General features: G+C 63.5%; 17 protein-coding genes and 1 tRNA gene. 8 read left to right on the top strand and 10 right to left on the bottom strand.

Translation table 11 applies throughout. The annotated features are described in order from the left end of the window. Nucleotides 1-68 precede the first annotated feature (68 nt). From ACPFMA_RS18485 to ACPFMA_RS18475, 3 genes are all read left to right on the top strand, one after another. Nucleotides 69-144, top strand: a tRNA-Gly gene (locus ACPFMA_RS18485). Between the two features lie 8 nt (nucleotides 145-152). Then, on the top strand, nucleotides 153-1,403 hold the full coding sequence (locus tag ACPFMA_RS18480; protein WP_425928431.1) for a catalase family peroxidase: 1,251 nt from the start codon (nucleotides 153-155) through the stop codon (nucleotides 1,401-1,403). Then, complete coding sequence (locus ACPFMA_RS18475; protein WP_425928430.1) at nucleotides 1,400-1,987, top strand: cytochrome b; 588 nt, start codon at nucleotides 1,400-1,402, stop codon at nucleotides 1,985-1,987. Before ACPFMA_RS18480 ends, ACPFMA_RS18475 begins: the two co-directional genes overlap by 4 nt. A 6-nt stretch (nucleotides 1,988-1,993) precedes the next feature. Here the strand turns inward: ACPFMA_RS18475 and chrA are convergent, their stop codons facing one another. Together chrA and ACPFMA_RS18465 are read right to left on the bottom strand one after the other, a co-directional pair. Continuing rightward, on the bottom strand, nucleotides 1,994-3,358 hold the full coding sequence (chrA, locus tag ACPFMA_RS18470) for a chromate efflux transporter (protein WP_425928429.1): 1,365 nt from the start codon (nucleotides 3,356-3,358) through the stop codon (nucleotides 1,994-1,996). Nucleotides 3,359-3,424: 66 nt separating this feature from the next. Continuing rightward, a complete protein-coding gene (locus ACPFMA_RS18465; protein ID WP_425928428.1) occupies nucleotides 3,425-4,324 on the bottom strand; it encodes a LysR family transcriptional regulator in 900 nt (299 codons plus the stop codon). Between the two features lie 140 nt (nucleotides 4,325-4,464). Between ACPFMA_RS18465 and ACPFMA_RS18460 the strand changes: the two genes are divergently transcribed. Both ACPFMA_RS18460 and ACPFMA_RS18455 read left to right on the top strand, forming a co-directional pair. Next, nucleotides 4,465-5,838 (top strand): nucleobase:cation symporter-2 family protein, encoded by a 1,374-nt coding sequence (locus tag ACPFMA_RS18460; RefSeq protein WP_425928427.1) that lies wholly within the window; start codon nucleotides 4,465-4,467, stop codon nucleotides 5,836-5,838. A 40-nt stretch (nucleotides 5,839-5,878) separates the two neighbouring features. Further along, nucleotides 5,879-7,261 carry an amidohydrolase family protein gene (locus ACPFMA_RS18455; protein ID WP_425928426.1) on the top strand — a complete coding sequence of 461 codons (1,383 nt, stop codon included), beginning with the start codon at nucleotides 5,879-5,881 and terminating at the stop codon, nucleotides 7,259-7,261. A gap of 51 nt (nucleotides 7,262-7,312) precedes the next feature. Here the strand turns inward: ACPFMA_RS18455 and ACPFMA_RS18450 are convergent, their stop codons facing one another. The 6 genes from ACPFMA_RS18450 to ACPFMA_RS18425 form a co-directional block, all read right to left on the bottom strand. Further along, complete coding sequence (locus ACPFMA_RS18450) at nucleotides 7,313-8,605, bottom strand: MFS transporter (protein ID WP_064301754.1); 1,293 nt, start codon at nucleotides 8,603-8,605, stop codon at nucleotides 7,313-7,315. A 48-nt stretch (nucleotides 8,606-8,653) separates the two neighbouring features. Further along, nucleotides 8,654-9,835: a tricarballylate utilization 4Fe-4S protein TcuB gene (tcuB, locus tag ACPFMA_RS18445; protein ID WP_425928425.1), complete on the bottom strand. Its 1,182-nt coding sequence runs from the start codon at nucleotides 9,833-9,835 to the stop codon at nucleotides 8,654-8,656. Beyond that, nucleotides 9,816-11,270 carry an FAD-dependent tricarballylate dehydrogenase TcuA gene (tcuA, locus tag ACPFMA_RS18440; RefSeq protein ID WP_420056721.1) on the bottom strand — a complete coding sequence of 485 codons (1,455 nt, stop codon included), beginning with the start codon at nucleotides 11,268-11,270 and terminating at the stop codon, nucleotides 9,816-9,818. Before tcuA ends, tcuB begins: the two co-directional genes overlap by 20 nt. Before the next feature lie 144 nt (nucleotides 11,271-11,414). Further along, complete coding sequence (locus ACPFMA_RS18435; protein ID WP_009394067.1) at nucleotides 11,415-12,350, bottom strand: LysR substrate-binding domain-containing protein; 936 nt, start codon at nucleotides 12,348-12,350, stop codon at nucleotides 11,415-11,417. 16 nt (nucleotides 12,351-12,366) lie between these two features. Further along, nucleotides 12,367-14,568, bottom strand: a complete 2,202-nt coding sequence (locus ACPFMA_RS18430) for a DNA/RNA helicase domain-containing protein (RefSeq protein ID WP_425928424.1) — start codon at nucleotides 14,566-14,568, stop codon at nucleotides 12,367-12,369. Continuing rightward, the gene (locus ACPFMA_RS18425; RefSeq protein WP_037058315.1) at nucleotides 14,568-14,888 is read right to left on the bottom strand and encodes a nucleotide pyrophosphohydrolase; all 321 of its coding nucleotides are present in this window, start codon (nucleotides 14,886-14,888) and stop codon (nucleotides 14,568-14,570) included. The genes ACPFMA_RS18430 and ACPFMA_RS18425 overlap by 1 nt, the downstream gene beginning before the upstream one ends. Nucleotides 14,889-15,146: 258 nt before the next feature. Here ACPFMA_RS18425 and ACPFMA_RS18420 point away from each other — a divergent pair, with 258 nt between their 5' ends. Continuing rightward, nucleotides 15,147-17,327, top strand: a complete 2,181-nt coding sequence (locus tag ACPFMA_RS18420; RefSeq protein WP_425928423.1) for a PQQ-dependent dehydrogenase, methanol/ethanol family — start codon at nucleotides 15,147-15,149, stop codon at nucleotides 17,325-17,327. 26 nt (nucleotides 17,328-17,353) lie between these two features. After that, entirely contained in the window at nucleotides 17,354-18,787 is a 1,434-nt protein-coding gene (aldA, locus tag ACPFMA_RS18415; protein ID WP_425928422.1) for an aldehyde dehydrogenase, read from the top strand. Between the two features lie 110 nt (nucleotides 18,788-18,897). On the opposite strand, the gene ACPFMA_RS18410 is transcribed toward aldA, so the two are convergent. Further along, nucleotides 18,898-20,802, bottom strand: coding sequence for a sigma-54-dependent Fis family transcriptional regulator (locus ACPFMA_RS18410; protein WP_425928421.1), 1,905 nt, complete (start codon nucleotides 20,800-20,802; stop codon nucleotides 18,898-18,900). A gap of 142 nt (nucleotides 20,803-20,944) precedes the next feature. Continuing rightward, the gene (locus tag ACPFMA_RS18405; protein WP_425928420.1) at nucleotides 20,945-23,128 is read right to left on the bottom strand and encodes a TonB-dependent siderophore receptor; all 2,184 of its coding nucleotides are present in this window, start codon (nucleotides 23,126-23,128) and stop codon (nucleotides 20,945-20,947) included. 252 nt (nucleotides 23,129-23,380) lie between these two features. Between ACPFMA_RS18405 and feaR the strand changes: the two genes are divergently transcribed. Beyond that, nucleotides 23,381-24,313, top strand: coding sequence for a transcriptional regulator FeaR (gene feaR / locus ACPFMA_RS18400; RefSeq protein ID WP_420056717.1), 933 nt, complete (start codon nucleotides 23,381-23,383; stop codon nucleotides 24,311-24,313). Nucleotides 24,314-24,378 lie beyond the last annotated feature (65 nt).

Here is a 24,378-nt window from a genome sequence, read left to right as displayed (position 1 = left end):
TCGGACTGGATTTTCATAGATGCTGGTTTAGTGGTCATCCACATGCCACATCGTAAAGCGGTAAAAAAGCGGGAATAGCTCAGTTGGTAGAGCACGACCTTGCCAAGGTCGGGGTCGCGAGTTCGAGTCTCGTTTCCCGCTCCAAACATGAAATGCCAGTCAGCTTGCTGACTGGCATTTTTCATTTCCGGGTCCGAATATTTTCGGCCGGCCTGGGAACGATTCTTCAAGCGGACCGGTCCAGTGACGACGCCGGCTCAAGGGATCTTTTCCAAAATGCGCTAGGCTTCTCGATCGGTAATTCAATGTGGATCGACAGATCCCGAGGGAGTGCTGTGCAAGCGCGAAAATTCAAGACAATCTGGTTTCCTCTCGCAGCCATCGCCGTCATTGTCGGCGGGTTGGCGCTGCTGTTCGCCTGGGCTGCGGGTCTGCTAGGGGATCGAACCACCACCAGGACATTCCTTGGCAATACGCTGCAGGACTTCGAGCCCGGTTATCGTCGTGCACATGGCAAGGGTGTGTGTTTCACCGGGGTCTTTCACAGTAGCGGGGCCGCGTCCTCGCTGTCGAAGGCTCGTGTTTTTTCCCAACGAGACATCCCGGCCATCGGACGCTTCTCCATCGGGTCCGGAGATCCTCATGCGGCCGATACTTCCACCAGTACCGTCAGCATGGCCTTGTTGCTTACCGCCGACGACCAGTCGCAATGGCGGATGAAGCTGAACAACGCACCCTATTTCCCGACCCGTGATGCCGAAGGATTCCTGGCGCAGAGGAGTGCTTTCGAGCCCGATCCTGCCACGGGGCAGCCGGATCCGGCACGTGTCGCTGCATTCTTCGAGAAGTATCCTGAAGCGCGCAAGGCGGTCGAATACAAGGCTACCGCGCCCTGGCCGCGCAGTTTCGCAGGTGCGCAGTACAACGTGATCAACGCTTTCGTGTTGCTGGCCGCGGATGGCAAGCGCCAGGCCGTGCGCTGGTCCATGCGACCCCATGCGACGCTGCCAGGCCTTTCTGCCGAAGAGCGGGCGAAGGCTGGCCATGATTTTCTGTTCGAGGATATAAAACAGCGGTCGGCGAACGGGTCGCTTTATTGGGACCTGGTCCTGCAATTGGCCGAAGCCGGTGATCCGGTCGATGATCCTTCCCAGCCATGGCCTCCGGAGCGGCAACAGGTGGTCGCCGGCACGCTGGAGGTGACCAGCGTTCGCGATCAGGCCGAAGGCGGATGCCGCGATATCAACTTCGATCCCACGCTCGTGCCCTCGGGTATCGAGCTGTCCAAGGATCCTGTACTGGCAGCACGGGCGGGAATTTATTCGCACTCCTATAACGCGCGGCTGCGCGAGATCGGGTTTGGAAAAGCGACCCAGGCTATCGGCAAGAAGGACAGCGAATGATGCACGACCTACCTGAAACCCCCGCGCCCGCACCTGGGCATTTCAACCTTCTCGGGCGAGTCCTGCACTGGGCAATGGCGATCGGAATCCTGGCCATGCTCTTCATTGGCGTAGGCATGATGAGTTCTCTGTCTCTGCGTCCCTGGTTGATCGACCTGCACCAACCGCTGGGGATCGCCATCCTGGTCCTGGCGTTGCTGCGTCTTGCCAATCGCTTGCTGCGAGCGGTGCCGGCGCTGCCCGCGAGTGTTCCACGATGGCAGGCGGCGGCCGCGCATGCTTCCCACTGGTTGCTTTACCTGATGATGATCGCCTTGCCGCTGCTTGGCTGGGCGGTACGTTCGGCCGGCAACTGGCCGGTCATCCTCATGGATGGATGGACGCTGCCGGCCATCGTTCCCGAAAACCCGGTGCTTTACGCATGGCTGCGCTTGGCACACGGCATCGGCGCATGGCTGCTGTTCGCGCTGCTTCTGGGGCATATCGGTGCTGCCCTGGTGCACGCCTGGATTTTCCGTGATGGCGTCTTTTCCAGCATGGCGCGAGGGTCCCGTACCCGGGTGTCGCGCCTGCCGGACAACTGAGTCCCCTCACCACCTAACGAGATGAATCGCCAGGCCGATCAGCGCGCAGGCCACCAATACCTGGATCACCCCGCGCTTGAAGCGGAACAGGGCGATGGCTGCGCCTGCGGCGATCAATGCCGAAGGCCAGTCGAACATCCCGGCGAAGCCGTTTGGCCAGAGCACGTGGAAGCCGAAGAACAGGGCCAGGTTGAGGATGACCCCGACCACGGCGGCGGTGATTGCGGTCAATGGCGCGGTGAACTTCAGCTCGTTGCGGGTCGACTCCACCAGCGGGCCGCCAGCGAGTATGAACAGGAACGACGGCAGGAAGGTGAACCAGGTGACCAGGCTCGCGGCGATCGCGCCGGCGGCGAACGGATGGTCGGCGCCGAACATGGGATGTGCATAGCCGCCTACGAACCCGACGAAGGCCACCACCATGATCAGCGGCCCGGGGGTGGTTTCCCCCAGGGCGAGGCCGTCGATCATCTGGGTCGGCGTCAGCCATCCGTAATGCCCCACTGCTCCTTGATAGACATAGGGCAGAACCGCATAGGCGCCGCCGAAGGTGAGCAGCGCGGCCTTGGTAAAGAACCAGCCCATCTGGGTCAGCGTGCCATTCCAGCCGAAGGCTGCGAGCAGGACGCCCATGGGCAGCAGCCAGAGGGCCGCACCGAGCACCACCAGGCCAAGCAGGCGGGGCCAGCGGAAGCGGGCGTGCTCGGGTGCTGGCGTGTGGTCATCGATCAGGGCAGGACCGTAATCGGTGCTGGCCGCCTTGTGCCCACCGCCGATCACGAACTTCTCCGGTACCAGGCGACCGCCGATGTAACCGATGATGCCGGCGCCCAGCACGATCAGCGGGAAGGGCACGTTCAACGCGAAGATGGCCACGAACGACGCTGCGGCGATTGCCCACAGCCAGGGGTTTTTCAGGGCCCGGGAGCCGATCCGGTGCGCCGCATGGACGACGATGGCGGTCACCGCCGGCTTGATGCCGTAGAAGATCCCGGCCACGGCCGGTACTTCGCCAAAGGCGATGTAGATCCAGGACAAGCCGATCAGGATCAACAGCGATGGCAGCACGAACAACGCGCCGGCGATCACTCCGCCCCAGCTCCGGTGCATCAGCCAGCCTAGATAGGTAGCCAATTGCTGTGCTTCTGGTCCGGGCAGGAGCATGCAGTAGTTCAGCGCATGCAGGAACCTCTTCTCGCTGATCCAGCGCCGACGCTCGACAAGCTCCTGGTGCATGATGGAGATCTGCCCGGCGGGCCCGCCAAAGCTGATGAAGCCCAGTTTCAGCCAGAACAGGAACGCTTCGAGGACGCCCACGGGAGGGCGCTCGACCTGTGGTCGCTCGGTGGCAGGGGTGTCGGTATCAGCCAATTGGCAGTCTCCTTGGAAGGTGTGGTGGCGAATCGATAAGCGCCCTGGCATTGGCGCGTACAAAACTCATTTTCCGACTGTCGGGATCCGTGTCCGCCCAAGCTGCTCACGCAGCCAGGTGCCGGCCTTTCCGGAACGCGACAATGACGACCAGACCAGGTCGACCCCCACGGTCCAGTCGGTGAACGGATACGCTTCCAGCTCCAGCTCGACCAGTTGCCCGTCGGGGCTGAGGTCCTGCATGAGCTGCGTAGGGACAGTAGCCCAGCCCATGCCTTCGCGCAGCATGTTCATCAGGGTGAGATAGCTTTCAACCCGCCAGTGATTCGGTGAGTTGAGGTATTCGCTGGTAGGCAGCCGGTCCTGGAACGGCAGGTAGACCAACTGCCGGAAGTTGCTCAACTGGTTGAAGCTCACCGGCGCCATCCGCGCCAGCGGATGATCCCGGCACACGACATTGCTGAAGGTGATGCTGCCCAGGCGTTTGAACTGCAGGTTCCTGGGGTAATGCGAGCGCGTGCACAGGATCCCCAGCAGCACCTTCTTCTCCTCGATCAGGTCAAGGGCGTCCTGCCGGGACGGATGCAGCACGGTCAGGTCGACATGGGTGAACTGCCTGGAAAAGTCCTCCATCACGGGCGCGAGTGCCTGGTAGGGAATCGCATCGTCGATGCTGATCACCAGCTCGGTCTCCAGCTCTTCGGCCAGGCTGCTGGCCCGGTTTTCCATGTTGAAGCACTGCCCGAGGATTGCCTCGGCGTCGCGCAGCAGCGCACGCCCTTCGCCGGTCAACTGCGGATAGCGGTGACTGCGGTCGAACAGGGTGACACCCAGGTCGATCTCCAGGTTGCCGATGGAAATGCTCACCGCCGACTGCGATTTGTTCAGCTTGCGCGCTGCGGCGGAGAACGAGCGCTCGCTGGCGACTGCGCAAAAGGCGGCCAGTTGCTCCAGGGACATCCTCATCGTTGCACCATGAAAAAAATTGATAGGTCCCATTTTTACAACGGGAGCGGCGGGGCGCATGTTTGCCCCGCCATATAAAAACAATCACGACAAAAATCCTATCCCATCACTGCCTCGACCATGCCAACCAGGAGAAGGCAATGACCAACACCGTTCACCCCGTGGACCAGCGGCTTCCGCTGGCGCAAACACTGATACTGGGCTTCCAGCATGTGCTGGTGATGTATTCGGCATGCATCATCGTTCCGCTGATCCTTGGCGCCGCGCTGCAGCTTCCCAAGGACCAGTTGACCCTGATCATCAACGCCGACCTGTTCGCCGCCGGCCTGGCCACGCTTGTGCAATGCGCAGGCAACCGTTTCTTCGGCATCCGCTTGCCGATCATGATGGGCGTCACCTTTGCCTCGGTCACGCCGATGATCGCCATTGCCCTGAACCCGTCGCTCGGGCTGCCGGGCGTCTATGGGGCGATCATCGCATCCGGTCTGTTCGGGATTCTTTTTGCGCCGCTCATGGGCCGGCTTCTGCGTTTCTTTCCACCGGTGGTGACGGGGACCGTGCTGCTGGTCATCGGCATCAGCCTGATGCGGGTCGGGATCGACTGGTCGGCCGGCGGCAACCCGGTGCTGGCCAACGGCAGTCCGAATCCGGACTACGGCAAACCGGCCTACCTGGCCATTTCGCTTTTGCAGCTGATCCTCATCCTGGGTATCAATCGCTTCGCAAAAGGGTTTCTCGCCAATATCGCGGTACTGCTGGGTGTGCTGGCCGGTTTCTTCATCGCTCTGTTGCGTGGCGATATCGCGCTTGACGGCCTGCAGCAGACGCCATGGCTGGCGACGATCACGCCGTTCGCCTTCGGCATGCCGAAATTCGATGTGGTCGCAGTCGTATCGATGTGCCTGGTCATGCTGGTGACCATGGTCGAGTCGACCGGGATGTTCCTTGCCCTGGGCAAGATGGTCGACCGTCCGACCACCCGCGAAAGGCTGGTTCGCGGGCTTCGCTCCGATGGGCTGGGGGCCATTCTTGGCGGGGTGTTCAACGCGTTTCCCTATACCTCCTTTTCGCAGAACATCGGCCTGGTGACCATTACCGGGGTCAGGAGCCGCCATGTCTGCATGGCCGGGGCGATGATCCTGATCGGCCTGGGGCTGTTTCCCAAACTGGCCTGGATCGTCGCCTCCACGCCCCAGTACGTTCTGGGTGCCGCCGGCATGGTGATGTTCGGCATGGTCACGCTGATGGGCGTGCGCATCCTTGCAACGGTCGATTTCGAGCAGTCGCGCTCCAACCTGCTGATCGTCGCCACCAGCGTGGGCATCGGCATGATCCCGATGGTCTCGCCGCAGTACTTTCATCATTTGCCCGACTGGTGCCGGGTATTCACCGAAAGCGGGATCGTCCTCAGCGTTTGCAGCGCCATGCTCCTCAACCTCCTGTTCAACGGCCTGGACACGGCCGACGAAGCCCGGGCGCAAGCTGCCCGCTCTGCCGCGCTCGGCGACAGCTGAACGCCTGCACACCCTATAAACAGCAAGAAGGTTAAACACGATGACTTGTGAACTCATCAGGGCCGACTTCGTCCTCACCATGGACGCCCGCAATAGCGTGATCGAGGACGGCGCAGTGCTGGTCCGCGACGGTTTGATCGCCGATATCGGCCCGGCGCACGAGCTGCTCGCCCGGCATCCGCTGGCCCCGATCCGTCGCCTGACCGATCGCTTGCTGATGCCGGGCCTGGTCAATACCCACTGCCACTCCGGCATGCTCCGCGGCACTGCCGAGGGCCTGCCGGTCTGGGACTGGCTGCAGGCCTACATCGATCCCATGCACCGTGTGCTGCTGCCTGGCGAGGCGCGCCTGGCGTCGATGCTCTGCTACAGCGAAGCACTGCTGTCGGGCACCACCACGCTGGTGGATATGTGGCGCTACATGCATGGCAGCGCCGAGGCCGCCAACGAGCTGGGCATCCGTGCGGTACTGGTCCCCTATGTGGCCGAGCATCCGGACCATGACTACTTCGAAACCCTGGACGCAAACGACGCCTTGATCCAGCGCTGGCACGGCGCAGCGAACGGTCGCATCGAGGTGTGGGTCGGCCTGGAGCACCTGTTCTACGCCGTGCCGCAGGCCTGGAAGCGCATCGCCGACATGTGCAAGGCCAACCAGGTGGGGTTCCACACCCATAGCAACGAAAGCCGCTTCGATGTCGAGGAAACCCTGCGGCGCTACGGCGTACGTCCTGTCCAGGCCCTGGAAAAGTTCGGCCTGCTCGATGCCAGCAAGGTGCTGCTGGCCCATTGCGTCTGGGTCGATGACCAGGAAATCGCCTTGATGGCCCGGCGCAATGTCGGTGTGGCGCACAACCCGGTCAGCAACATGAAGCTGGCGTCGGGGGCCGCTCCGATCGTGAAACTGCTGGCGGCGGGCGTTGCCGTTGGCCTGGGGACCGATGGCGAAAAGGAGAACAACAACCTGGATATGTTCGAGGAGATGAAGGTGTCCTCGCTGCTGGCCAAGTTCGCCAGTCTCGATGCCGCGGCGCTCGATGCCTGGTCGGTATGCCGCATGGCTACCATCGACGGCGCACGGGCCCTGGGCATGGACGACCGGATCGGCTCGCTGGAGATCGGCAAGGCCGCCGACATCATCGCTATCCGTGTCGATACGCCGAGAATGACGCCGCTGATTTCCCGTGGTCCGCTGGCCAACCTTCATCACAACCTGGTGCACGCCGTGCAGGGCGGGGACGTGGACATGACCATGGTCGCCGGGCGCGTGCTGGTGGAAAACGGGCAGCTCAAGAGCGCCGAACTGGACGTGCTGATCACCGAGGTCAACGAGACGGCCCCCGACCTGTTTGTCCGGCGCAAGGCCTGGCTTGACCAGGCCGGGGTGTCGGTCAACGAGCTGGACCGGGTGGGCAGTGCCTGAGGCGAAGGTTGCGGCCTTCGCCCGGCATCGTCAGCGGGGTGGAGCGGTGGTTCAGCAGTTGCGAGCCACCGCAGGCCTGGCCCGGCGGTACAGCACGGTGGTAGCGGTGAAGCCGCATACCGCTGCGAACATCAGCCAGTAGGCCGGTGAGGCCTTGTCTGCGGTGGCTTCGACCAGCAGTGTCGATACGGCCGGAGTGAAGCCGCCGAACAGCGCGGTAGCCAGGCTGAACGCCAGCGAGAAACCGACCACCCGCACATTGGGCGGCATGACCTCGGTCAGCGCCGCGACCATGGCACCGTTGTACATGCCGAAGAAGAACGAGAAGTACAGCAATACCGCCAGCAGCCGCTCGAAACTGGCGGCCTCGGCCAGCCAGTGCATGGCCGGGTAAGCAGTCAGCACGCACAGCAGGGAGATGCCCAGCAGCAGCGGCCGGCGGCCGATGCGGTCGGACAGGCTGCCGCCGATGGGCAGCCAGATGAAGTTGCTCACCCCGACCAGCAGCGTCACCACCAGGCTGTCGGTGCTGCTCAGGTGCAGCACGGTCTTGCCGAAGGTGGGCGTGTACACCGTGATCAGGTAGAACGTGGTGGTGGTCATTGCCGCCAGCAGCCCGCCTGCCAGCACGGTGCGCCAGTTATCGCACATGGAGCGGAAGACCTCGCTGGCGCCCGGGTGATGCTTGCGGGCCTTGAATGCTTCGGTTTCCTGCAGCGAGCGGCGAATGATGAAGATGAACGGGATGATCACGCAACCGATGAAGAACGGGATGCGCCAGCCCCACGCGGCCAGCTCGCTGGCCTGCATCCAGGTATTCAAGGTGTAGCCCAGCGCTGCCGCCACGACGATCGCCACCTGCTGGCTCGCCGACTGCCAGCTGGTATAGAAGCCAGTGCGCCCCGGCGTGGCGATTTCCGACAGGTACACGGATACCCCGCCCATCTCGGCACCGGCCGAGAAGCCCTGCAACAGCCGGCCGAGCAGCACCAGCAGGGGCGCGAACAGGCCGATGCTGGCGTAGCCCGGGACGAGGGCGATCAATACCGTGCCGGCGGCCATGATCGACAGCGTCACGATCAGCCCTTTGCGCCGGCCCACCTTGTCGATATAGGCGCCGAGCACGATGGCACCCAGCGGTCGCATGAGGAACCCCGAGCCGAATACGGCGAAGGTCATCATCAACGAGGTGAACTCGTTGCTGGCGGGGAAGAACGTCTGGGAGATGTAGGTGGCATAGAACCCGAACAGAAAGAAATCGAACTGTTCGAGGAAGTTGCCGCTGGTGACCCGCAGGATAGCGCCCAGCCGGGCGCTAGCGGTTTGCTTGGTGTTTTTCATCATGGCTACCGTTTTGCTGGTTTTTGTTGTTGTTCAAGGGCGCTGTCGCGCTTATTCGCTGCCGGCGTCGATCGGGTTTGGCTGGCGTTTTTCGATGGCGTGCTTGAGCAGCGCGGCGCTGCGGAACATGCCGTGGGCGAACTTGCTGTAGGGCATGGTCAGGAAGAACGCCATCACCAGGCCCAGGTGCAGGGCCAGCAGCAGGCCCAGGGCGCTGGTTTCACGAAATGCCAGCAGTGCGAGGCCGCTGGCGCTGACCAGCAACAGCAGGGCAATGAAGCCTCGGTCCATGGGTTTCTGCTTGGCGTCGCCCTGGGTCGGGTCGCGCTGCAGGTTGAGGTACAGCAGCCCGGCGGGTCCTACTAGCAGGCCCAGGCCGCCGGCGATGCCGAGCATTACCGGCAGGCTAGTCAGCGCATAGGGTGCGGCCAGGCCCAGCAGGTAGTGGTAAAGGGTCGCGGTGGCAGTGGCCGCCAGGCACAGCATGAAACCGTAGAAGGTCAGGTGGTGGAAGCGACGCCGCCACAGGGTGAAACGGTCATCGGCATTGTTGCAGCCCTGGCTATGGCCACCATCCAGGTACTTGAGCCTGGCGACACTGGCCGTCGCTTCCACTGCCGCAGCGGTCTTCAGCGCGGTGCTCGCCGGCGGCGGCGAGACATCCCGCCAGAAGCGGCGCACGCCCAGGCCAAGGGCGATCAAGGCGAAGCCGAACACCGAGCCGAACATCAGCACCAGGGTGTTATGCGGGAAGATGCCGTAGAAGTTGCCGCCAGGCATGGCGGTGAACAGATTGCCCATGGCCAGCAGGGTCAGGCACAGGAACAGCACCAGGGCGAAACCGCTGGCCAGCGCCAGGGTCAGCCCGTTGCGCTGATAGAGGCGCCCCAGGCTGCGTGGCCAGGCGTACTCGGCGTAGGTATCCAGGCGCACCCTGGCCATGGCCTGGGGCACATTGACCGCGAATTCATGAGGTGCGGCGTACTGGCAGGCATGCAGGCACGCCCCGCAGTTGTGGCAAAGATTGGCCAGGTAGTGGATGTCGGCCTTGCCGAACTCCAGCCTGCGGGTCATCGCCGGGAATACCGCGCAGAACCCTTCGCAGTAACGGCAGGCGTTGCAGATGCGCATTTGCCGATCGACTTCCTGCTCCTGCAGGTTCAACAGCGGGATAAGCTCGACACCCGGCTGGGCGGGGTCGACCTGGCGAGGTTCAGGCAGTTGCGCGGTCATGATCGTTCTCTTCGAATGGGTAGTGATGGCCGGCGGCGGCAGCCGCGCTGACGCCGGCGATGCGTCCGAACGCGGTGCCGATGGACATGCCGACGCCTGCGGTGTAGCCCTTGCCCAGCACGTTGCCGGCCATCATCTCGCCGGCGACGAACAGGTTCGGGCTGGGACGCCCGGCGAAGTGCACCGCGGCCGTCTCGTCGGTGCGCAGGCCCAGGTAGGTGAAGGTCACGCCCGGGCGCAGGGGGTAGCCGTAGAAGGGCGGTGTATCGATCGGGCGGGCCCAGTGGCTCTTGGCGGGTTGCACGCCGACGGTATGGCAATCGTCCAGGCGGGTATGGTCGAAGGTGCCGGTGCGGCAGGCCTCGTTGTAGGCGCGTACCGTCTCGACGAACGCCTGCACCGGAAGGCCCAGGCGCTGGGCCAGCTCCTCCAGGGTGTTGGCCGTGGTGCCGGGAAACACCGGGGGCATGAAGCGTCCGAGGGCTTTCTGGTCGATGATCGAAAAGCCCACCTGGCCAGGCTGCTGGGCCACCAGGCGTCCCCAGATTGCATAGCGCTTGGGCCAGAAGTCCTCGCCTTCATCGTAGAAGCGCTGGCTGTCGCGATTGACCACGATGCCCAGCGACACGCAGTCGATGCGCGTGCAGATCCCGCCGTCGTACAGGGGCGCGCGCGCATCGATGGCGACCATGTGCGCCTGGGTAGGATCGCCGATGGTGTCGGCGCCCAGGTCGATCATGCGGCGCAGCAGTACGCCGTTGTTGAAACGGGTGCCGCGAATCAGGAAGTTGTCCGATGGCCATTCGCCGCGCTCGTTGCGACCCCAGGCTTCGCGCAGCCATTCGCGGTTGGACTCGAATCCACCAGCGGCCAGCACGCAGGTGCGCGCCTCGATGCGCTCGGCAGGCAGGTGCCGGCCTTGCACGTCGCGCGCACCGATATGGGCAGCGACGAAGCGGTCGCCGTCCATCTCGATATCGACCACCCCGGCATCGTAGCGAACCTGTACGCCGAGCCGCTCGGCACTGCGGAAATAGGCATTGACCAGCGCCTTGCCGCCGCCCATGAAGAAGGCATTGGTGCGGGCGGTATGCAGCGCGCCGGACAGCGATGGCTGGAAGTGCACGCCATGCCGGCGCATCCAGCCCCGGCAACCGGACGAAGCCTTGATCACCAGGCGTGCAAGTTTTTCGTTGGTCAGGCCCCCGGTGACCTTGAGCAGGTCTTGCCAGAATTCCTCTTCGGGATAGGCCTCGACCAGTACATCCTGCGGTGCGTCGTGCATGCAGCGCAGGTTGCGGGTGTGCTGCGAATTACCGCCGCGCCACGCCTTGGGTGCGGCTTCCAGCAGCAGGACGCTGGCCCCCGCCTCGCGGGCCATCAGTGCGGCACACAGGGCGGCGTTGCCGCCGCCAACAACAAGAACATCGATCATTTTCGCTCCTCGGTCGCAGCCGGCATGAACGAGGAGCCTGCTGCGAGTGAGCGGAAAATAGTGCGATCGAGGGCCTGCCGAAAGGCGAACTACGGCATGGGGTCTTCAGTTTTACTAAAGGCTTTGCCGGCCTGGGCTGGTGACTCAGCAACTGCTGTCGGCAATCCAGGTCGCCCCGGGCCACTGCTGCTCGGCGACCAGCCGCCGCGCCACGTCCAGCACCACGCGCCGCGCTGCCAGGGCCGCTGGCGACAGCTCGTCATCCGCCAGGGTGGCCAGCAGGTTGCGCCGGCCGACATGGGCGTCGCTGATCTGCGTCACTTCAAGCCCGTTCTCGCCCTTGAGCGCCGCGGCGGCACCGGGCTGGATGGTAGCGGCGTGGCCGGCGCGCACGGCGTTCATCAGCACGGCCAGGCCATCGACTTCCATGATGATATTGGGCACCAGGCCCGAGCGTTCGAACGCCGTCATCAAGGTGCTGCGAAGCCCGTGCTGGACGCTGGGCATGATCAGTGGCAACTGGCCCAAATCGGCCAGTTGCACGCTGCCGGAATGCGGAGCGTGAGGCACCTGGGGGGCGCTGATGACGAACAGCCGTTCATCGAGCAGCGGCGTCACGCTCCAGCGTTTGCCGCCCTCGAGCTGGAACAGGATGGCCAGGTCGAGCTGGCGGGCATTGAGTTGGGCGGCCAGGTGGCCGGAGAGCATTTCCACCAGGTGCAACTGGATATCCGGGTAGCGCTCGCGCATCGCGTCGATGAGGGGAAGGGCGAGCACGGTCGCGGTGGTCGGCGGCAGGCCCACGGTGACATAACCGCTCATGCGTCCCCGGTGGGCGGCAAGAATGGCATTGTCGGCCTGGCGCAGGCTGAGCTGGGCATGATGCAGGAACGCCATGCCGGCGGTGGTCGGGGTGACGCCGGTGGTGGTGCGGTTGAGCAGCCGGGTACACAGCTCGCTTTCCAGCTTGGCGATCTGCTGGCTCAGGGCCGATACGCCGACATCCAGCTCCAGCGCGGCGCGACCGAGGCTGCCCTGTTCGATGATTTTCACGAAGTAGCGCAGTTGTCTGAGTTCCACGGTTCAGGAGTTCCAGTCAGGAGGCCAGGTTCTGGCGGATAACCCGTACGAATTCTCCCACCACCCGATACCGCGACAGCAGGTCGTCGCGCAATTCCAGCGGTTCGAACCCCGGGTCGGAGGAGCGTGGCAGCAGCAGGATTTTTTCGTGGTGCCAGCCATTCTCGTCCTCGACCTTGACACTGCGATATTCCTTGACCGTGTACTGGGCGCTCGCGCCTTCATCCCACAATTCCACCAGGACGATCCGGCCATTGCGGCTGCCGCCGCGCTCGGCGCGGAACAGGCAGGTCGAGCCATCGGGAATGATGGTGTTCATCGATTCGCCCAGCACCTCGCAGGCGAAGTAGCCGCGGTCCAGCGGGAGGTCGTCGCCGACGACTATCCAGCTTTGCCGTTCGGCCTGCTGTGCCTCGCTGAACCCGCCTGCCGCCGCGCGCAGGTCGTACAGTGGCACCGCGTTCACGTACGGGGCCGGTTTCACCGGTTCGCGCACGGGCTCTGCCGGCGAGTGCAAGGGCAGGTGCTGTGCCAGGTAGTCGCGCAGGTCCTTGTTGCAGGCGTAGATGAATGTCCCGCGGATACCGCGGAGCATCATGGTCTTGTAGATATTGAGAATGTACTGCTTCAGTTCGCCCGGCTGCCTGATCCCGCTCTTGCCGTTGCGGTCGAAATAGCGGGCCGGGTCGATGGTGATCTCGCCGCGGACCTTGTCGTATCCGATCTCGTGGCCAAGGATGACGGCGGCGAAGTTCAGGTCATAGCCCTGGGTGGTGTGGATACAGCCGACTTCGGCCTCGGAACCCGGCGTATTGATCCAGTCCTGGCTGGTGCTGTTCCAGCGCAATTGCACACCGTCGATCTCGATATCGAACGCGTCCTTGTTCTTCCGCGAGATCCAGGGCCAGGCGTAGCCGGCGATCATGCGCGACAGGCCGAACTGGCGATTTCTTTCCTGCACCACCTGCATCATGTCGCCGAGCGAATCGAACAGTGCCAGTTCATAGTTTTTCGGGGTGAACCTTGGCTGGCCGTTTCGGCGGACGTTGAGCAGCTCATCGAGGAAGGTCACATAGGAATTGCCGGCACGCACCCGGAACTGCGAGTACAGCGTCTGCACTTGCGTCGTGCCCAGTGCCTTGAGCCTGGCAAAGTCCTCGGCATTGGCATCAGAGGGCTTGATCGACTGGCTGTTGTCGTAGAAGAAGATCGCCTTTCCCGCCTGGCGGCAGACCCAGTCCACTTCACTGCAACCGAAGGGGTCGAAGCCCAGTGCCCGGGAGGCAGTGTCGAACCCTTTAAAGTAGGGCCCCAGGTTGCTGCGCTTGCGCAAGCGATGGGCTTCATCCACCAGGACGATGTCGTAGTCTCGCTTGGTCAGGTCGGCAGGACCGATGACCATGTCCGGGGACAGCCCGGCAATGTGCCTGAAGGCTTTTTTCAAGGTTGAGCGAAACGACGCCATGGGCACCACAAGCGCCATTTTCGGCGTGCCGTAGCGTTGCTTGATGCCCAGCAACAGGTTGCGCAGTTCGGCTTGTTCACTATCGAACTCGTGGAAACTGGTTTCATCGATAGCCGAGTGCAGCAGTTTGAATAGGTAGATCGCCAACACCGATTTACCCGTGCCCGCGCCACCTTGCACCACCAGGGTCTTGCTTTGCTCGTCGAGCAGCGCATGCAGGATGCCGAGCAGTCCCTGGCGCTGCTCGGAGGACAGCGACTTGTAAGGCGAGTACTTGAACAGGTCCGAGTTGTCGATCGACTCCAGGGAATGCTGCACCAGGCCTTCGCTGTGCAGTTTGTTCCAGGTCTCCTTGAAGATCGCGGCATAGAGTCCGGAGCGCTGGTAATAGTTGTGATCGACCAGCCCCAGGTTGCTGTTGAGCAGGGAGAACCTGCCATCGGCGGCAATGTACTTGATCAGCGAGGATTCGATATCGAGGGTCGCCGACTTGTTGAACCTGTCGCTGCTGATCAGATGCACCGAACGCAGCAGGCTCTTGTCGCCATTGGCCAGGTGGGTGCTCATCCGCTTGAGGGCATCGGCGGTCTCGCCAACATAGGCCTGCTTTCTGGCTTCATCGCTGAGGATATAGACCAGCGGCCACGAATCCGCCGCGTGGAAGTGCTCACGAAGCTGTTGTTCCAGCGTCCGGCGCGAAAAGGCGTAGCGGTTCACTTCGACCAGCGGTTTGCCGTCCAGGGCTTTGTTCATTACAGCTCCGTGTATTTCCTGGCAGATCCCCTGGCCTTGTCCACCGGATACTTGCGCTCGTTGAGTTCGATCTTGTCGAGGATGATCTGCTGCGCGTCGAGCTCGTAGTGATCGGCCAGCAGCAGGGCATAGGCGAGGACATCGGCCAGTTCTTCCCTGACCCTGGCGATGTCGGCTTCCTCGGCCGACTTCCACAGGAACACTTCCGCCAGTTCGCTGGCTTCGATGCTCAAGGCGAGCGCCAGGTCCTTGGGATTGTGGAATTTCTTCCAGTCACGCGCATCGCGAAATGCACGCAGCTTCTTGATCGCTTCTTCCATATTCAGGCACGCCGGCAAGTTGATGCGCTCATGATTGCTTACGAAACCGGGTGAAACAAGGTTTTCGCCCGGCAGGTGTAGCGCGCGCTGTAGCGCCAGGTGCAACACCTGTAGCGCCCGCGCTGCACCTGGCTGGTTGCTCCGGTCCCGGCAAGCCCGCGTGATACGGCGCTTACACGCTGCCAAGGCGTGCTGGCATGGCCGTTGCTCCCTGAGAGGTGCGCAGCAAGCGCCACTAATAAGAACAGGACAACTCCCATGACACAGATTGGCCATGCCTCGCCTCCCGGCGCCCGTTCCATCGTCGCCGGCATTCCCTTGAAGTCCCTGGCCGCCGCGTTGCTGCTGAGCCTGGCTGCGGCGCCTGCCCTGGCCGCCGGGATGCCGGCCAATGTCGACAGCAAACGTCTCATCGCCGCCGACCAGGAACCTGGCAACTGGATGAGTACCGGTCGTACCTACGACGAACAGCGCTACAGCCCGCTCAAGCAGATCACCGACCGCAACGTCGGCCAGCTCGGCCTGGCCTGGAGCTACAAGCTCGATCTGGACCGGGGTGTGGAGGCCACGCCGATCGTGGTCGATGGCGTGATGTACACCACCGGGCCGTTCTCCGTGGTCTACGCGCTGGATGCCCGCAACGGCAAGCTGATCTGGAAATACGATCCGAAATCCGACCGCAACCGCGCCGGTGAAGCCTGCTGCGACGCGGTAAACCGCGGCGTGGCGGTGTGGAAGGGCAAGGTGTACGTGGGCGTGCTCGATGGCCGCCTGGAAGCCATCGACGCCCGCACCGGCCAACTCGCCTGGTCGGTCGATACCCGAGCGGACCATAAGCGCAGCTACACCATCACCGGCGCGCCTCGGGTGGTCAACGGCAAGGTGGTGATCGGCAACGGTGGCGCCGAGTTCGGCGTGCGTGGCTATGTCACTGCCTATGACGCCGAAACGGGCAAGCAGGCCTGGCGTTTCTATACCGTGCCGGGGGATCCGAAGTTGCCACCGGAAGGCAAGGGCATGGAGATCGCCGCCAAGACCTGGCATGGCGATGCCTTCGTCGAGCAGGGCGGCGGCGGCACGGCCTGGGACTCGTTCGCCTTCGACCCGGAGTTGAACCTGCTGTATATCGGCGTCGGCAACGGCTCGCTATGGGACCCGAAATGGCGCAGCCAGGCCAAGGGCGACAACCTGTTCCTGTCGTCGATCGTCGCGGTCAACGCCGACACCGGCGAATACGTCTGGCACTACCAGACCACGCCGGGCGATGCCTGGGACTACACCGCGACCCAGCACATGATCCTCGCCGAACTGCCGATCGACGGCAGGCAGCGCAAGGTGCTGATGCAGGCCCCGAAGAACGGCTTTTTCTATGTGATCGACCGTGCCACCGGCGAGCTGCTTTCGGCCAAGGGCATCGTGCCGCAGAGCTGGACCAAGGGCATGGACATGAAGACCGGCCGGCCCATCGTCGATGACGAGAATGCCGCGTACTGGAAGGACGGCAAGCGCAAGCTGGTGACCCCGGCCTTCTGGGGGGCCCATGACTGGCAGCCGATGTCCTACAACCCGAACACCGGGCTGGTGTACATCCCGGCCCACATCATGTCGGCCTACTATGAACACATTCCCGAGGCGCCGAAGCGCAACCCGTTCAAGAGCATGTACCAGCTGGGCCTGCGCACCGGGATGATGCCGGAAAACGTCGATGGCCTGCTGGAGATGGCCAAGGGCTGGTCCGGCAAGTTGATCGCCTGGGACCCGGTCAAGCAGCAACCCGCCTGGGAAGTGCCCTATGTGACCATCTTCAACGGCGGCACCCTGAGCACCGCCGGCAACCTGGTTTTCGAAGGCAGCGCCGATGGCCGCGTCATCGCCTACGCCGCCGACAGCGGCAAGAAACTCTGGGAGCAACCGGCGGCCAGCGGGGTGATGGCGGCGCCCATCACCTACAGCATCGACGGTGAACAGTACGTGACCTTCATGGCCGGCTGGGGCGGGGCGTTCTCCACCTTTGCCGGGGCGTTGTCGCTGCGCGCGGGTGTGCAGCCGTTCTCCCAGGTGCTGACCTACAAGATCGGCGGCACCGCCAAACTGCAGGAACCTGCACCTCGCCCGGACACGCCCAAACCTCCACCCCTGGGCACCGATACGGCGGCCATCGAGGCCGGCGCGAAACTCTACGACGGCTACTGCTCGCAGTGCCACGGCATCCACGCGGTCAGCGGCGGCGTGCTGCCGGACCTGCGCAAGCTCACCGCGGAAAAGCACCAGATGTTCCTCGGCATTCTCTACGGTGGTCGCGTACCCGACGGCATGCCGTCCTTCGCCGATGCCTTCACGCCTGAACAGGTCGAGCAGATCCACCAATACCTGATCAAGCGTTCCCACGACCTGCAGAACGAAGGCGAAGCCTGGAAGCAGTTCAGCACCAAGCACTAAGCCACGGACCGACATGGAGAAAACACATGAGTGACGCTACTTATCAGAACTACATTGGCAACGCCTTCGTCCCCAGCGACGAACTGATCGAGGTGTACAACCCGGCCAACGGCCAGTTGCTCGGCCGGGTGCCCCAGGGCAGCAGCGCACAGGTCGAGCAGGCCATCGCCGCCGCGCGCCAGGCGCAGAAGGCCTGGGCGTTGCGACCGGCAATCGAGCGTGCCGGCTACCTGCGCGCCATCGCCGGCAAGGTGCGGCAGCACAGCGAGCGCCTGGCGCGGATCATCACCGCCGAGCAGGGCAAGGTGCTGGAGCTGGCTCGGGTCGAGGTGAACTTCACTGCTGATTACCTCGACTACATGGCCGAGTGGGCGCGGCGCCTGGAGGGCGAAGTGCTGAGCAGCGACCGCCCCGGCGAAAGCATCCTGCTGCTGCGCAAGCCCTTGGGCGTGGTGGCCGGGATCCTGCCGTGGAACTTCCCGTTCTTCCTGATCGCGCGCAAGATGGCGCCGGCCCTGTTGACCGGCAATACCATCGTGATCAAGCCGAGCGAGGAAACCCCGATCAACTGCTTCGAATTCGCCCGCCTGGTGGCCGAGACCGAACTGCCTGCCGGTGTCTTCAACGTGGTCTGTGGTACCGGGGCGACGGTGGGCAACGCGCTGAGCAGCCACCCCGGCATCGACCTCATCAGCTTTACCGGCAGCGTTGGTACCGGTTCGCGGATCATGGCCGCGGCGGCGCCGAACATCACCAAGCTCAACCTGGAGCTGGGCGGCAAGGCGCCTGCGATCGTTCTGGCCGACGCGGACCTGGACCTGGCGGTCAAGGCCATCACCGCGTCACGGGTGATCAATACCGGGCAGGTCTGCAACTGTGCCGAGCGGGTCTATGTCGAGCGCAAGGTGGCCGATGCCTTTATCGAGCGCATCGCAGCGTCCATGGCCGCTACCCGGTACGGTGATCCACTGGCCGAGAACGGCCTGGACATGGGCCCGTTGATCAACCGCGCCGCGCTGGACAAGGTGGCGCAGATGGTGCGTACCGCCAGCGGGCAGGGGGCCCAGGTGATTACCGGCGGCGCGCAGGCCGATCTCGGCCAGGGCTTCCACTACCAGCCGACGGTACTGGCGGGATGCTCGGCGGACATGGAGATCATGCGCAAGGAAATCTTCGGCCCGGTCCTGCCGATCCAGGTGGTCGATGACCTGGACGAAGCCATCGCACTGTCCAACGACAGCGAATACGGCCTGACCTCATCGATCTACACCCGCAGCCTGAGTGCGGCCTTGCAGGCGACCCGCTCGCTGGATTTCGGCGAGACCTACATCAACCGCGAGAACTTCGAAGCCATGCAGGGCTTCCATGCCGGCACGCGCAAATCGGGGATCGGCGGGGCGGATGGCAAGCATGGGTTGTACGAGTACACCCATAGCCATGTGGTCTATATCCAGGGCTGACAGCCTGGTTGTTGCTGATGGCCTCATCGCTGGCAAGCCAGCTCCCACAAACCTGTGGGAGCTGGCTTGCCAGCGATTGCAGTGGTGGATTCACTACTGCAGTTTCAGGTTCAAAACCGGTCATTGGGCTGCACCAGCCCCTGCTTTTTCATCTGCCGATACAGCGTCGAGCGCGCTACACCCAGTTCGCTCGCCGCTGCGCTGATGTTCCAGCGATGCCGGCGCAGGACCGCCAGCAGGTCCTCGCCTTGCGAGTGGCTGCCTGAAGGCGCAGGGCTGCCTTGCAGGAGGTCCTCCGGCAGGCAATCCAGGTCGATACAGCCGTTCTCCGCCAGGGCCACCGCATAGCGCAGGGCATTGAGCAACTGGCGGATATTCCCGGGCCATGGCGCATCGAGCAGGCACTGGCGCGCCTGGGCGGTGATTCGCATGCCCTGGGCTGCGAGCTGTGCATCCAGCAGGTGTCCGCGATCACTGCGTTCGCGCAAGGGTGGCAGGCGCAGGTGCATGCCGTTGAGGCGATAGAACAGGTCTTCGCGAAAGCCCTTGTCGCGCAGCATGGCCTGCAGGTCCTGGTGGGTTGCGCAGATCACCTGGATATCCAGCGCCACTGGTGTCGCAGCACCGATAGGCGAGATCTCGCGTTCGGCCAGCACCCGCAGCAGGCGCGTTTGCAGATGCGCAGGCATATCGCCGATTTCATCGAGGAACAAGGTGCCGCCATTGGCCAGTTCCAGCTTGCCCTTCATGCCTTTTTTCTCGGCCCCGGTGAAGCTGCCGCCGCGGTAGCCGAACAGCTCGCTTTCGATCAGGCTTTCCGGAATCGCCGCGCAATTGAGCGCGACGAAAGGCCCGCCCCGGCGCGCACTGGCCTGGTGGATGGCGCGGGCGAAGGCTTCCTTTCCGGTACCGGTTTCACCGGTTATCAGGATGGCGATGTCCTTGTCGAGGACCTTGCGCAGGCGCTGCACGCTGTGCTGCAACGTCGGGTCGGCACCGGCCAGGCGTTCCAGGTCGGGGTGGCGGGGTGGCCGGGCGCGAGTCGGCGCCGGTGCCGGTGTCTGTGCCAGGCCGTGCCTGGCCGAGGGAATGCGCAGGCTCAGGTCCAGCAGCGTGTCGTCATGCCGGGCGCGCAAGCGCAGGCCGCGGGCGCCGCCGTGGGTCTGGCGCAGCAGGTCATCGACCGCCATGGGCAGCAAACGGTCGATCAGGCTGCCGATCAAGCGGCCGTCGGCATTGCTGTCGTGGGCGACAAAGGCTGCGTGGTTGGCACCGATGACCCGACCCTCGTCGTCCAGGGCCAGCAATTGTTCGTTGGCCAGGTCGGTGATTTCGTCGATAGGCTTCAGGGAAAGGCTGAGCCGATCCCTGTAGCTCTGGCGGAAATGCGCGTTCTCGATCAGGCGGGCGTACAGGATCACCAGTTGCAGGGTCAGGTACTGGCTTTCCTTAGGCCCGTCGCTGTTCAGGCAGGTGGCATTCAGGCAGCCACGAAGCAGGCCCTGGGCATCGAAGATCGGAGCCACCGAGCAACTGAGCGCGGCATTGGCGTCGAGAAAATGCTCCTGGCGGTGAATGATCAGCGGCTCGGCGGCGGCCAGGGTGGTACCGATGCCGTTGGTACCGGCGATGGACTCGTCCCAGCGCGCCCCGACCACCAGTCCGGAGCGTACATACGGCGTGTGTTCACGGGGCAGGCGGGCGTCGAGGGTGATGCCCTGCTCATCGCTGAGCAGCACCGCAAAGCCCGCCGGGACCACGCGCCGGGCCAGGCCGCTGACGCCCTGGCCGGCGATGGCGAGGTACTCCTGGTGTTGCTGCTGGTGGCGGCGGATATCCGCAGCGCTGAGGATATCCAGGCGCGTGGCCGTGCCTGGGTCGAGCCTGTGCTGGACCACGCTGCGATACCAGGACTGGGCGATCAACCCGTCCGGACGAATCGCTCGACCAGGAAAATGCTCGCTGACGAAGGCCGCGAGTTCACTGGGATGGGGCTGCGCGCTATGCCGGGTCATGAACGGCTCCGTATCTTGTTGTCGGTGTAACGGGCCATGTTGCGTCACGGCACTAAGATAGCCGCAGGGGGGAAGCCGTGCCAAGGGACGGGAGTGAAGAGGGGAGAGGGAAGGGGTGCGCATCCCTGCGCGGGCGTGGCGATCAGAAGCTGTATTTCGCCGTCACCATCATGTTTCGTGGCTTGCCGTACACATCCCCACCATAGTCCACCGAGGTGGAGATGGCCGAGTAGTACTTGCGGTCGAAAATATTGTTGGCGTTGAGCTGCAGGTCGAGGTTACGGGTCAGCTGATAGCCCGCCATCAGGTCGGTGACCGCATAGGCGCCCTGTTCGAGCCGGTACGCGCCATTGGCGGTGGCGATATCGTTGTACATGCGGCTCTGCCAGTAGACGTTGCCGCCCACCCGCAACTTTTCCAGCGGACCTTCGAAGCGGTACACCGTGGACACCTTGAACAGATGCTCGGGTGTATCGGTGCTGAAGCGCTGGTTCTCGTTCTGCGGCTTGGCGTCATCCTTGAGGTAGTGGGTGCGGGCGTAGGTATAGCCGGCGCCGATCTGCCAGTTGCGAGTCAGCGCCCCTTGCAGCTCCATGTCGATGCCCTGGCTGCGCACCTGGCCGGAAGCCGCGTAGCAGTTGGTCGGGTCCACGCAGCCGGAGACGTCCGTGAGCGACACGCCACGGTTTTCCTGGTCGACGCGGAACAGCGCCACGCTGGCGTTCAGCGCCCCGTCGAAGTACTCGCCCTTGACTCCGACCTCGTAGTTCTTGCCTTCCACCGGCCTGATCGGGCTGCCGGATGCGTCCTTGTAGGCTTGCGGATTGAAGATGTCGCTGTAGCTGACATAGACCGAGTGGCTGTCGTCCAGCTCGTAGACCAGGCCGGCGTAGCGTGTGACGTTGCGGGTGACCTTGTAATCGGCCGCCGAGTTCTGCTTGTCGTCGTAGTCGTACCAGTCCAGCCGGCTGCCGAGGATCAGCTTGAGCGGGTCGGCCAGGCTCAGGCGAGTGGTCAGGTAAACGCCTTCCTGGTTGGTCACCTTGCGGCTGTTGCCGCTGTGCACGAAGTCCGGCTTGCCAGCGTTCAGCGGCCAGTTGGTGTCGTAGGGGCTGTAGTTGCGGGTGGTCATGTCGTAGATGCGCTTGCTGGCGCCGACCACCAGTTCATGGCTGCGGCCAAAGGCCTGGAACGGGCCGCTGGCGAACGCATCGACACCGGCCTGGTCTTCGTCGTGACCGGACTGGTAAACGGTGCGCGCCAGGCTCTTGTCGGGGGCCCAGCGCGACTGATAGGAGCCCGAGAACAGCGCGTCCTGCTGGGTATAGGAGGCATTGACCTGCAGCTTCCAGTCGTAGGCCAGTTGCTGGCGGATTTCGGCGAACAGGGTGTTGATGTCCTGGTCCTTGTCTTCCCAATCGGTGCCCGGGTTGTACGAGCGCGGCAGGTCGAGGTGATGGCCGTCGAGGCTGATCATCGACGAGCCCCAGAAGTAATTGGTCCGGTCCTTCTGGTGGGAGAAGCCCAGGGACAGCGTGGTGTCGTCGCTCAGGTCGGCTTCGGTGATGGCATAGAACAGGCCATGGGTCTCTTCGGCGCGATCGACGAAGCTGTTGGCATCCTGCCAGGACGTCACTACACGGCCACGCAGGGTGCCGCTGGCATTCAGCGGGCTGGAGGCATCCACTTCGCCGCGGTAGTCGTCCCAACTGCCGGCCGCACCGGTCAGGGTGACCTTCTGCTCGGCCAGCGGGCGCTTGCGGACCAGGTTGATCGCCGCCGACGGGTTGCCGGCGCCGGTCACCAGCCCGGTAGCGCCGCGGACGAGTTCGACCCGGTCGAACATCGCCAGGTTCGGCTGGGCGCCGACGGTCCAGCCCTGGTAGGTGCTGGGGATGCCGTCGTACATCAGGTTGTCGATATCGAAACCGCGCGAGGAGTAGGTCTGCCGGCCGGGGCCGCTGGACTGGCTGAGGAACAGGCCGGGGGTGTACTTGACCACGTCGTTGATGCTGGTCATGGCCTGGTCGTCCATGCGCTGGCGTGTCATCACGGTGACCGCCTGGGGTGTTTCGCGCATCGTCATCGGCAGCTTGGTCGCGGTGGACATGATGCCCGTGGTGTAGGACGAACTGCCCTCGGTGGTGCTGCCGAGCTGGGTGTTGCTGATTTGCGTCGCGCCCAGTTCCAGGGTCTCGGGTGGCGTCTGCGCGGGCGTCGTGCTCGCTTCGTCAGCGATTGCCGACAGGGAACCGGCCATGCAGATCGCTACGGACAGCAGATTGAGTGAAGGACGAAAGAGACGGGGAGGTACCGGGACAGCCATGCCATGCTCCTAATGAAAAACAAAGTGCTTATGAGAATTGTTAACAATAATGATGGCAAGATTTGCTGGCACGGGGAAGGGCAAGGTGCAAAAAGATCGGACCCAGGAAAAAGCCGATGACATTTCCCCTGTCGAAGCCAGGGTATCGTGATACTTTTTAGTGTGCTTACAGGTTTAGGTTGTATCGTTAAACGGCTTGATCTCTTCGAAATTAGATAATATGTTAATTAAATAATAAGATCGGAGGATGCCATGTTCCTGTCATCGAGCGAGCAGGCCGGCTTCGAGCGCTGGTGCCAGTCCCTGCGCAGCATTTGCGGCAATTTCAGCACCCTGCCTTCGAGCCTTACCCGCCACTTCATCGGCGAGATCCACAGCCAGGCCATCGGTGCCCTGGACACCGCCCATATCCGTACCAATGCCCGCCTGATCAGCCGCGAATTGATCGGCGTGGACAGCGATGACAGCCATTGCTTCCTGATCTACCAGCGCAGTGGCCGCCAGCGGATTCGCCAGGCGGGCATGGAGGTCGAGCTGGGCCCCGAGGACATCGCCTTGGTGGACTCGGCGCGGCTGTTCGAGATCGAGCCGCTGGGCCTGGTCGAAAACATTTCCGTGCACCTGTCACGGGATATCGTTACCCGCCAGTTCAAGGGCGATAACCTGTTCGGCAAACTGTCGCGCAACAATGTGTCCAGCCGCATGGTGCGCTCGCTGGTGCAATCGATCGGCCTGCTCGGCGACGGCGCGGCCAATGGCGATGACGGCCAGGCCATCCAGAACGCGCTGGTGTCGCTGGTGCTGCCGGCGATGTCCGGGCAGGCGCAGGGAGAAAACCCGCTGCTGCACAGCGACAGCCTGTTCGCCACGGCGCTGCGCCTGGTGGACGAGTCGCTGCAGGATGTCGATCTCGGCCCTGCCTATCTGGCGGATCAACTGCACACCTCGGTGCGCAGTCTTTACCGGTTGTTCGAGGAACACGGCGAAAGCGTCTCGCGCTACATCCTTCGCACCCGTCTGACGAAAGTGGCCCATGACCTGTGTTGTCACACCCTGCGCAGCCAGTCGATCACCCAGATCGCCTTCAAGTGGGGCTTCGTCGATGTCGCCCATTTCAGCCGCGCGTTCAAGCGCCAGTTCGAGGTTTCGCCCCGGGATTACCGGGCACACGCCTTCCAGCTGTAGGCACTGGCAAGAAATGCCAACTGCATTGGCGGTGACAGTCAAGCGCCGCCTTGCGGCACGACTTC

The sequence above is a fragment of the Pseudomonas sp. NyZ201 genome, assembly GCF_049860765.1.
Lineage (GTDB): Bacteria > Pseudomonadota > Gammaproteobacteria > Pseudomonadales > Pseudomonadaceae > Aquipseudomonas > Aquipseudomonas bharatica.
The sequence above is the reverse complement of the archived record's forward strand: the minus strand, read 5'-3'. Positions and strand labels throughout refer to the sequence as shown.

What these genes read in the sequence shown, in the direction of transcription:
- ACPFMA_RS18480 (WP_425928431.1), top strand. Translation starts at nt 153, where the DNA reads ATGCCAGTCAGCTTGCTGACTGGCATTTTTCATTTCCGGGTCCGAATA.
- ACPFMA_RS18475 (WP_425928430.1), top strand. Translation starts at nt 1,400, where the DNA reads ATGATGCACGACCTACCTGAAACCCCCGCGCCCGCACCTGGGCATTTC.
- ACPFMA_RS18465 (WP_425928428.1), bottom strand. Translation starts at nt 4,324, where the DNA reads ATGAGGATGTCCCTGGAGCAACTGGCCGCCTTTTGCGCAGTCGCCAGC.
- ACPFMA_RS18460 (WP_425928427.1), top strand. Translation starts at nt 4,465, where the DNA reads ATGACCAACACCGTTCACCCCGTGGACCAGCGGCTTCCGCTGGCGCAA.
- ACPFMA_RS18455 (WP_425928426.1), top strand. Translation starts at nt 5,879, where the DNA reads ATGACTTGTGAACTCATCAGGGCCGACTTCGTCCTCACCATGGACGCC.
- ACPFMA_RS18450 (WP_064301754.1), bottom strand. Translation starts at nt 8,605, where the DNA reads ATGATGAAAAACACCAAGCAAACCGCTAGCGCCCGGCTGGGCGCTATC.
- tcuB (WP_425928425.1), bottom strand. Translation starts at nt 9,835, where the DNA reads ATGACCGCGCAACTGCCTGAACCTCGCCAGGTCGACCCCGCCCAGCCG.
- tcuA (WP_420056721.1), bottom strand. Translation starts at nt 11,270, where the DNA reads ATGATCGATGTTCTTGTTGTTGGCGGCGGCAACGCCGCCCTGTGTGCC.
- ACPFMA_RS18430 (WP_425928424.1), bottom strand. Translation starts at nt 14,568, where the DNA reads ATGAACAAAGCCCTGGACGGCAAACCGCTGGTCGAAGTGAACCGCTAC.
- ACPFMA_RS18425 (WP_037058315.1), bottom strand. Translation starts at nt 14,888, where the DNA reads ATGGAAGAAGCGATCAAGAAGCTGCGTGCATTTCGCGATGCGCGTGAC.
- ACPFMA_RS18420 (WP_425928423.1), top strand. Translation starts at nt 15,147, where the DNA reads ATGACACAGATTGGCCATGCCTCGCCTCCCGGCGCCCGTTCCATCGTC.
- aldA (WP_425928422.1), top strand. Translation starts at nt 17,354, where the DNA reads ATGAGTGACGCTACTTATCAGAACTACATTGGCAACGCCTTCGTCCCC.
- ACPFMA_RS18410 (WP_425928421.1), bottom strand. Translation starts at nt 20,802, where the DNA reads ATGACCCGGCATAGCGCGCAGCCCCATCCCAGTGAACTCGCGGCCTTC.
- ACPFMA_RS18405 (WP_425928420.1), bottom strand. Translation starts at nt 23,128, where the DNA reads ATGGCTGTCCCGGTACCTCCCCGTCTCTTTCGTCCTTCACTCAATCTG.
- feaR (WP_420056717.1), top strand. Translation starts at nt 23,381, where the DNA reads ATGTTCCTGTCATCGAGCGAGCAGGCCGGCTTCGAGCGCTGGTGCCAG.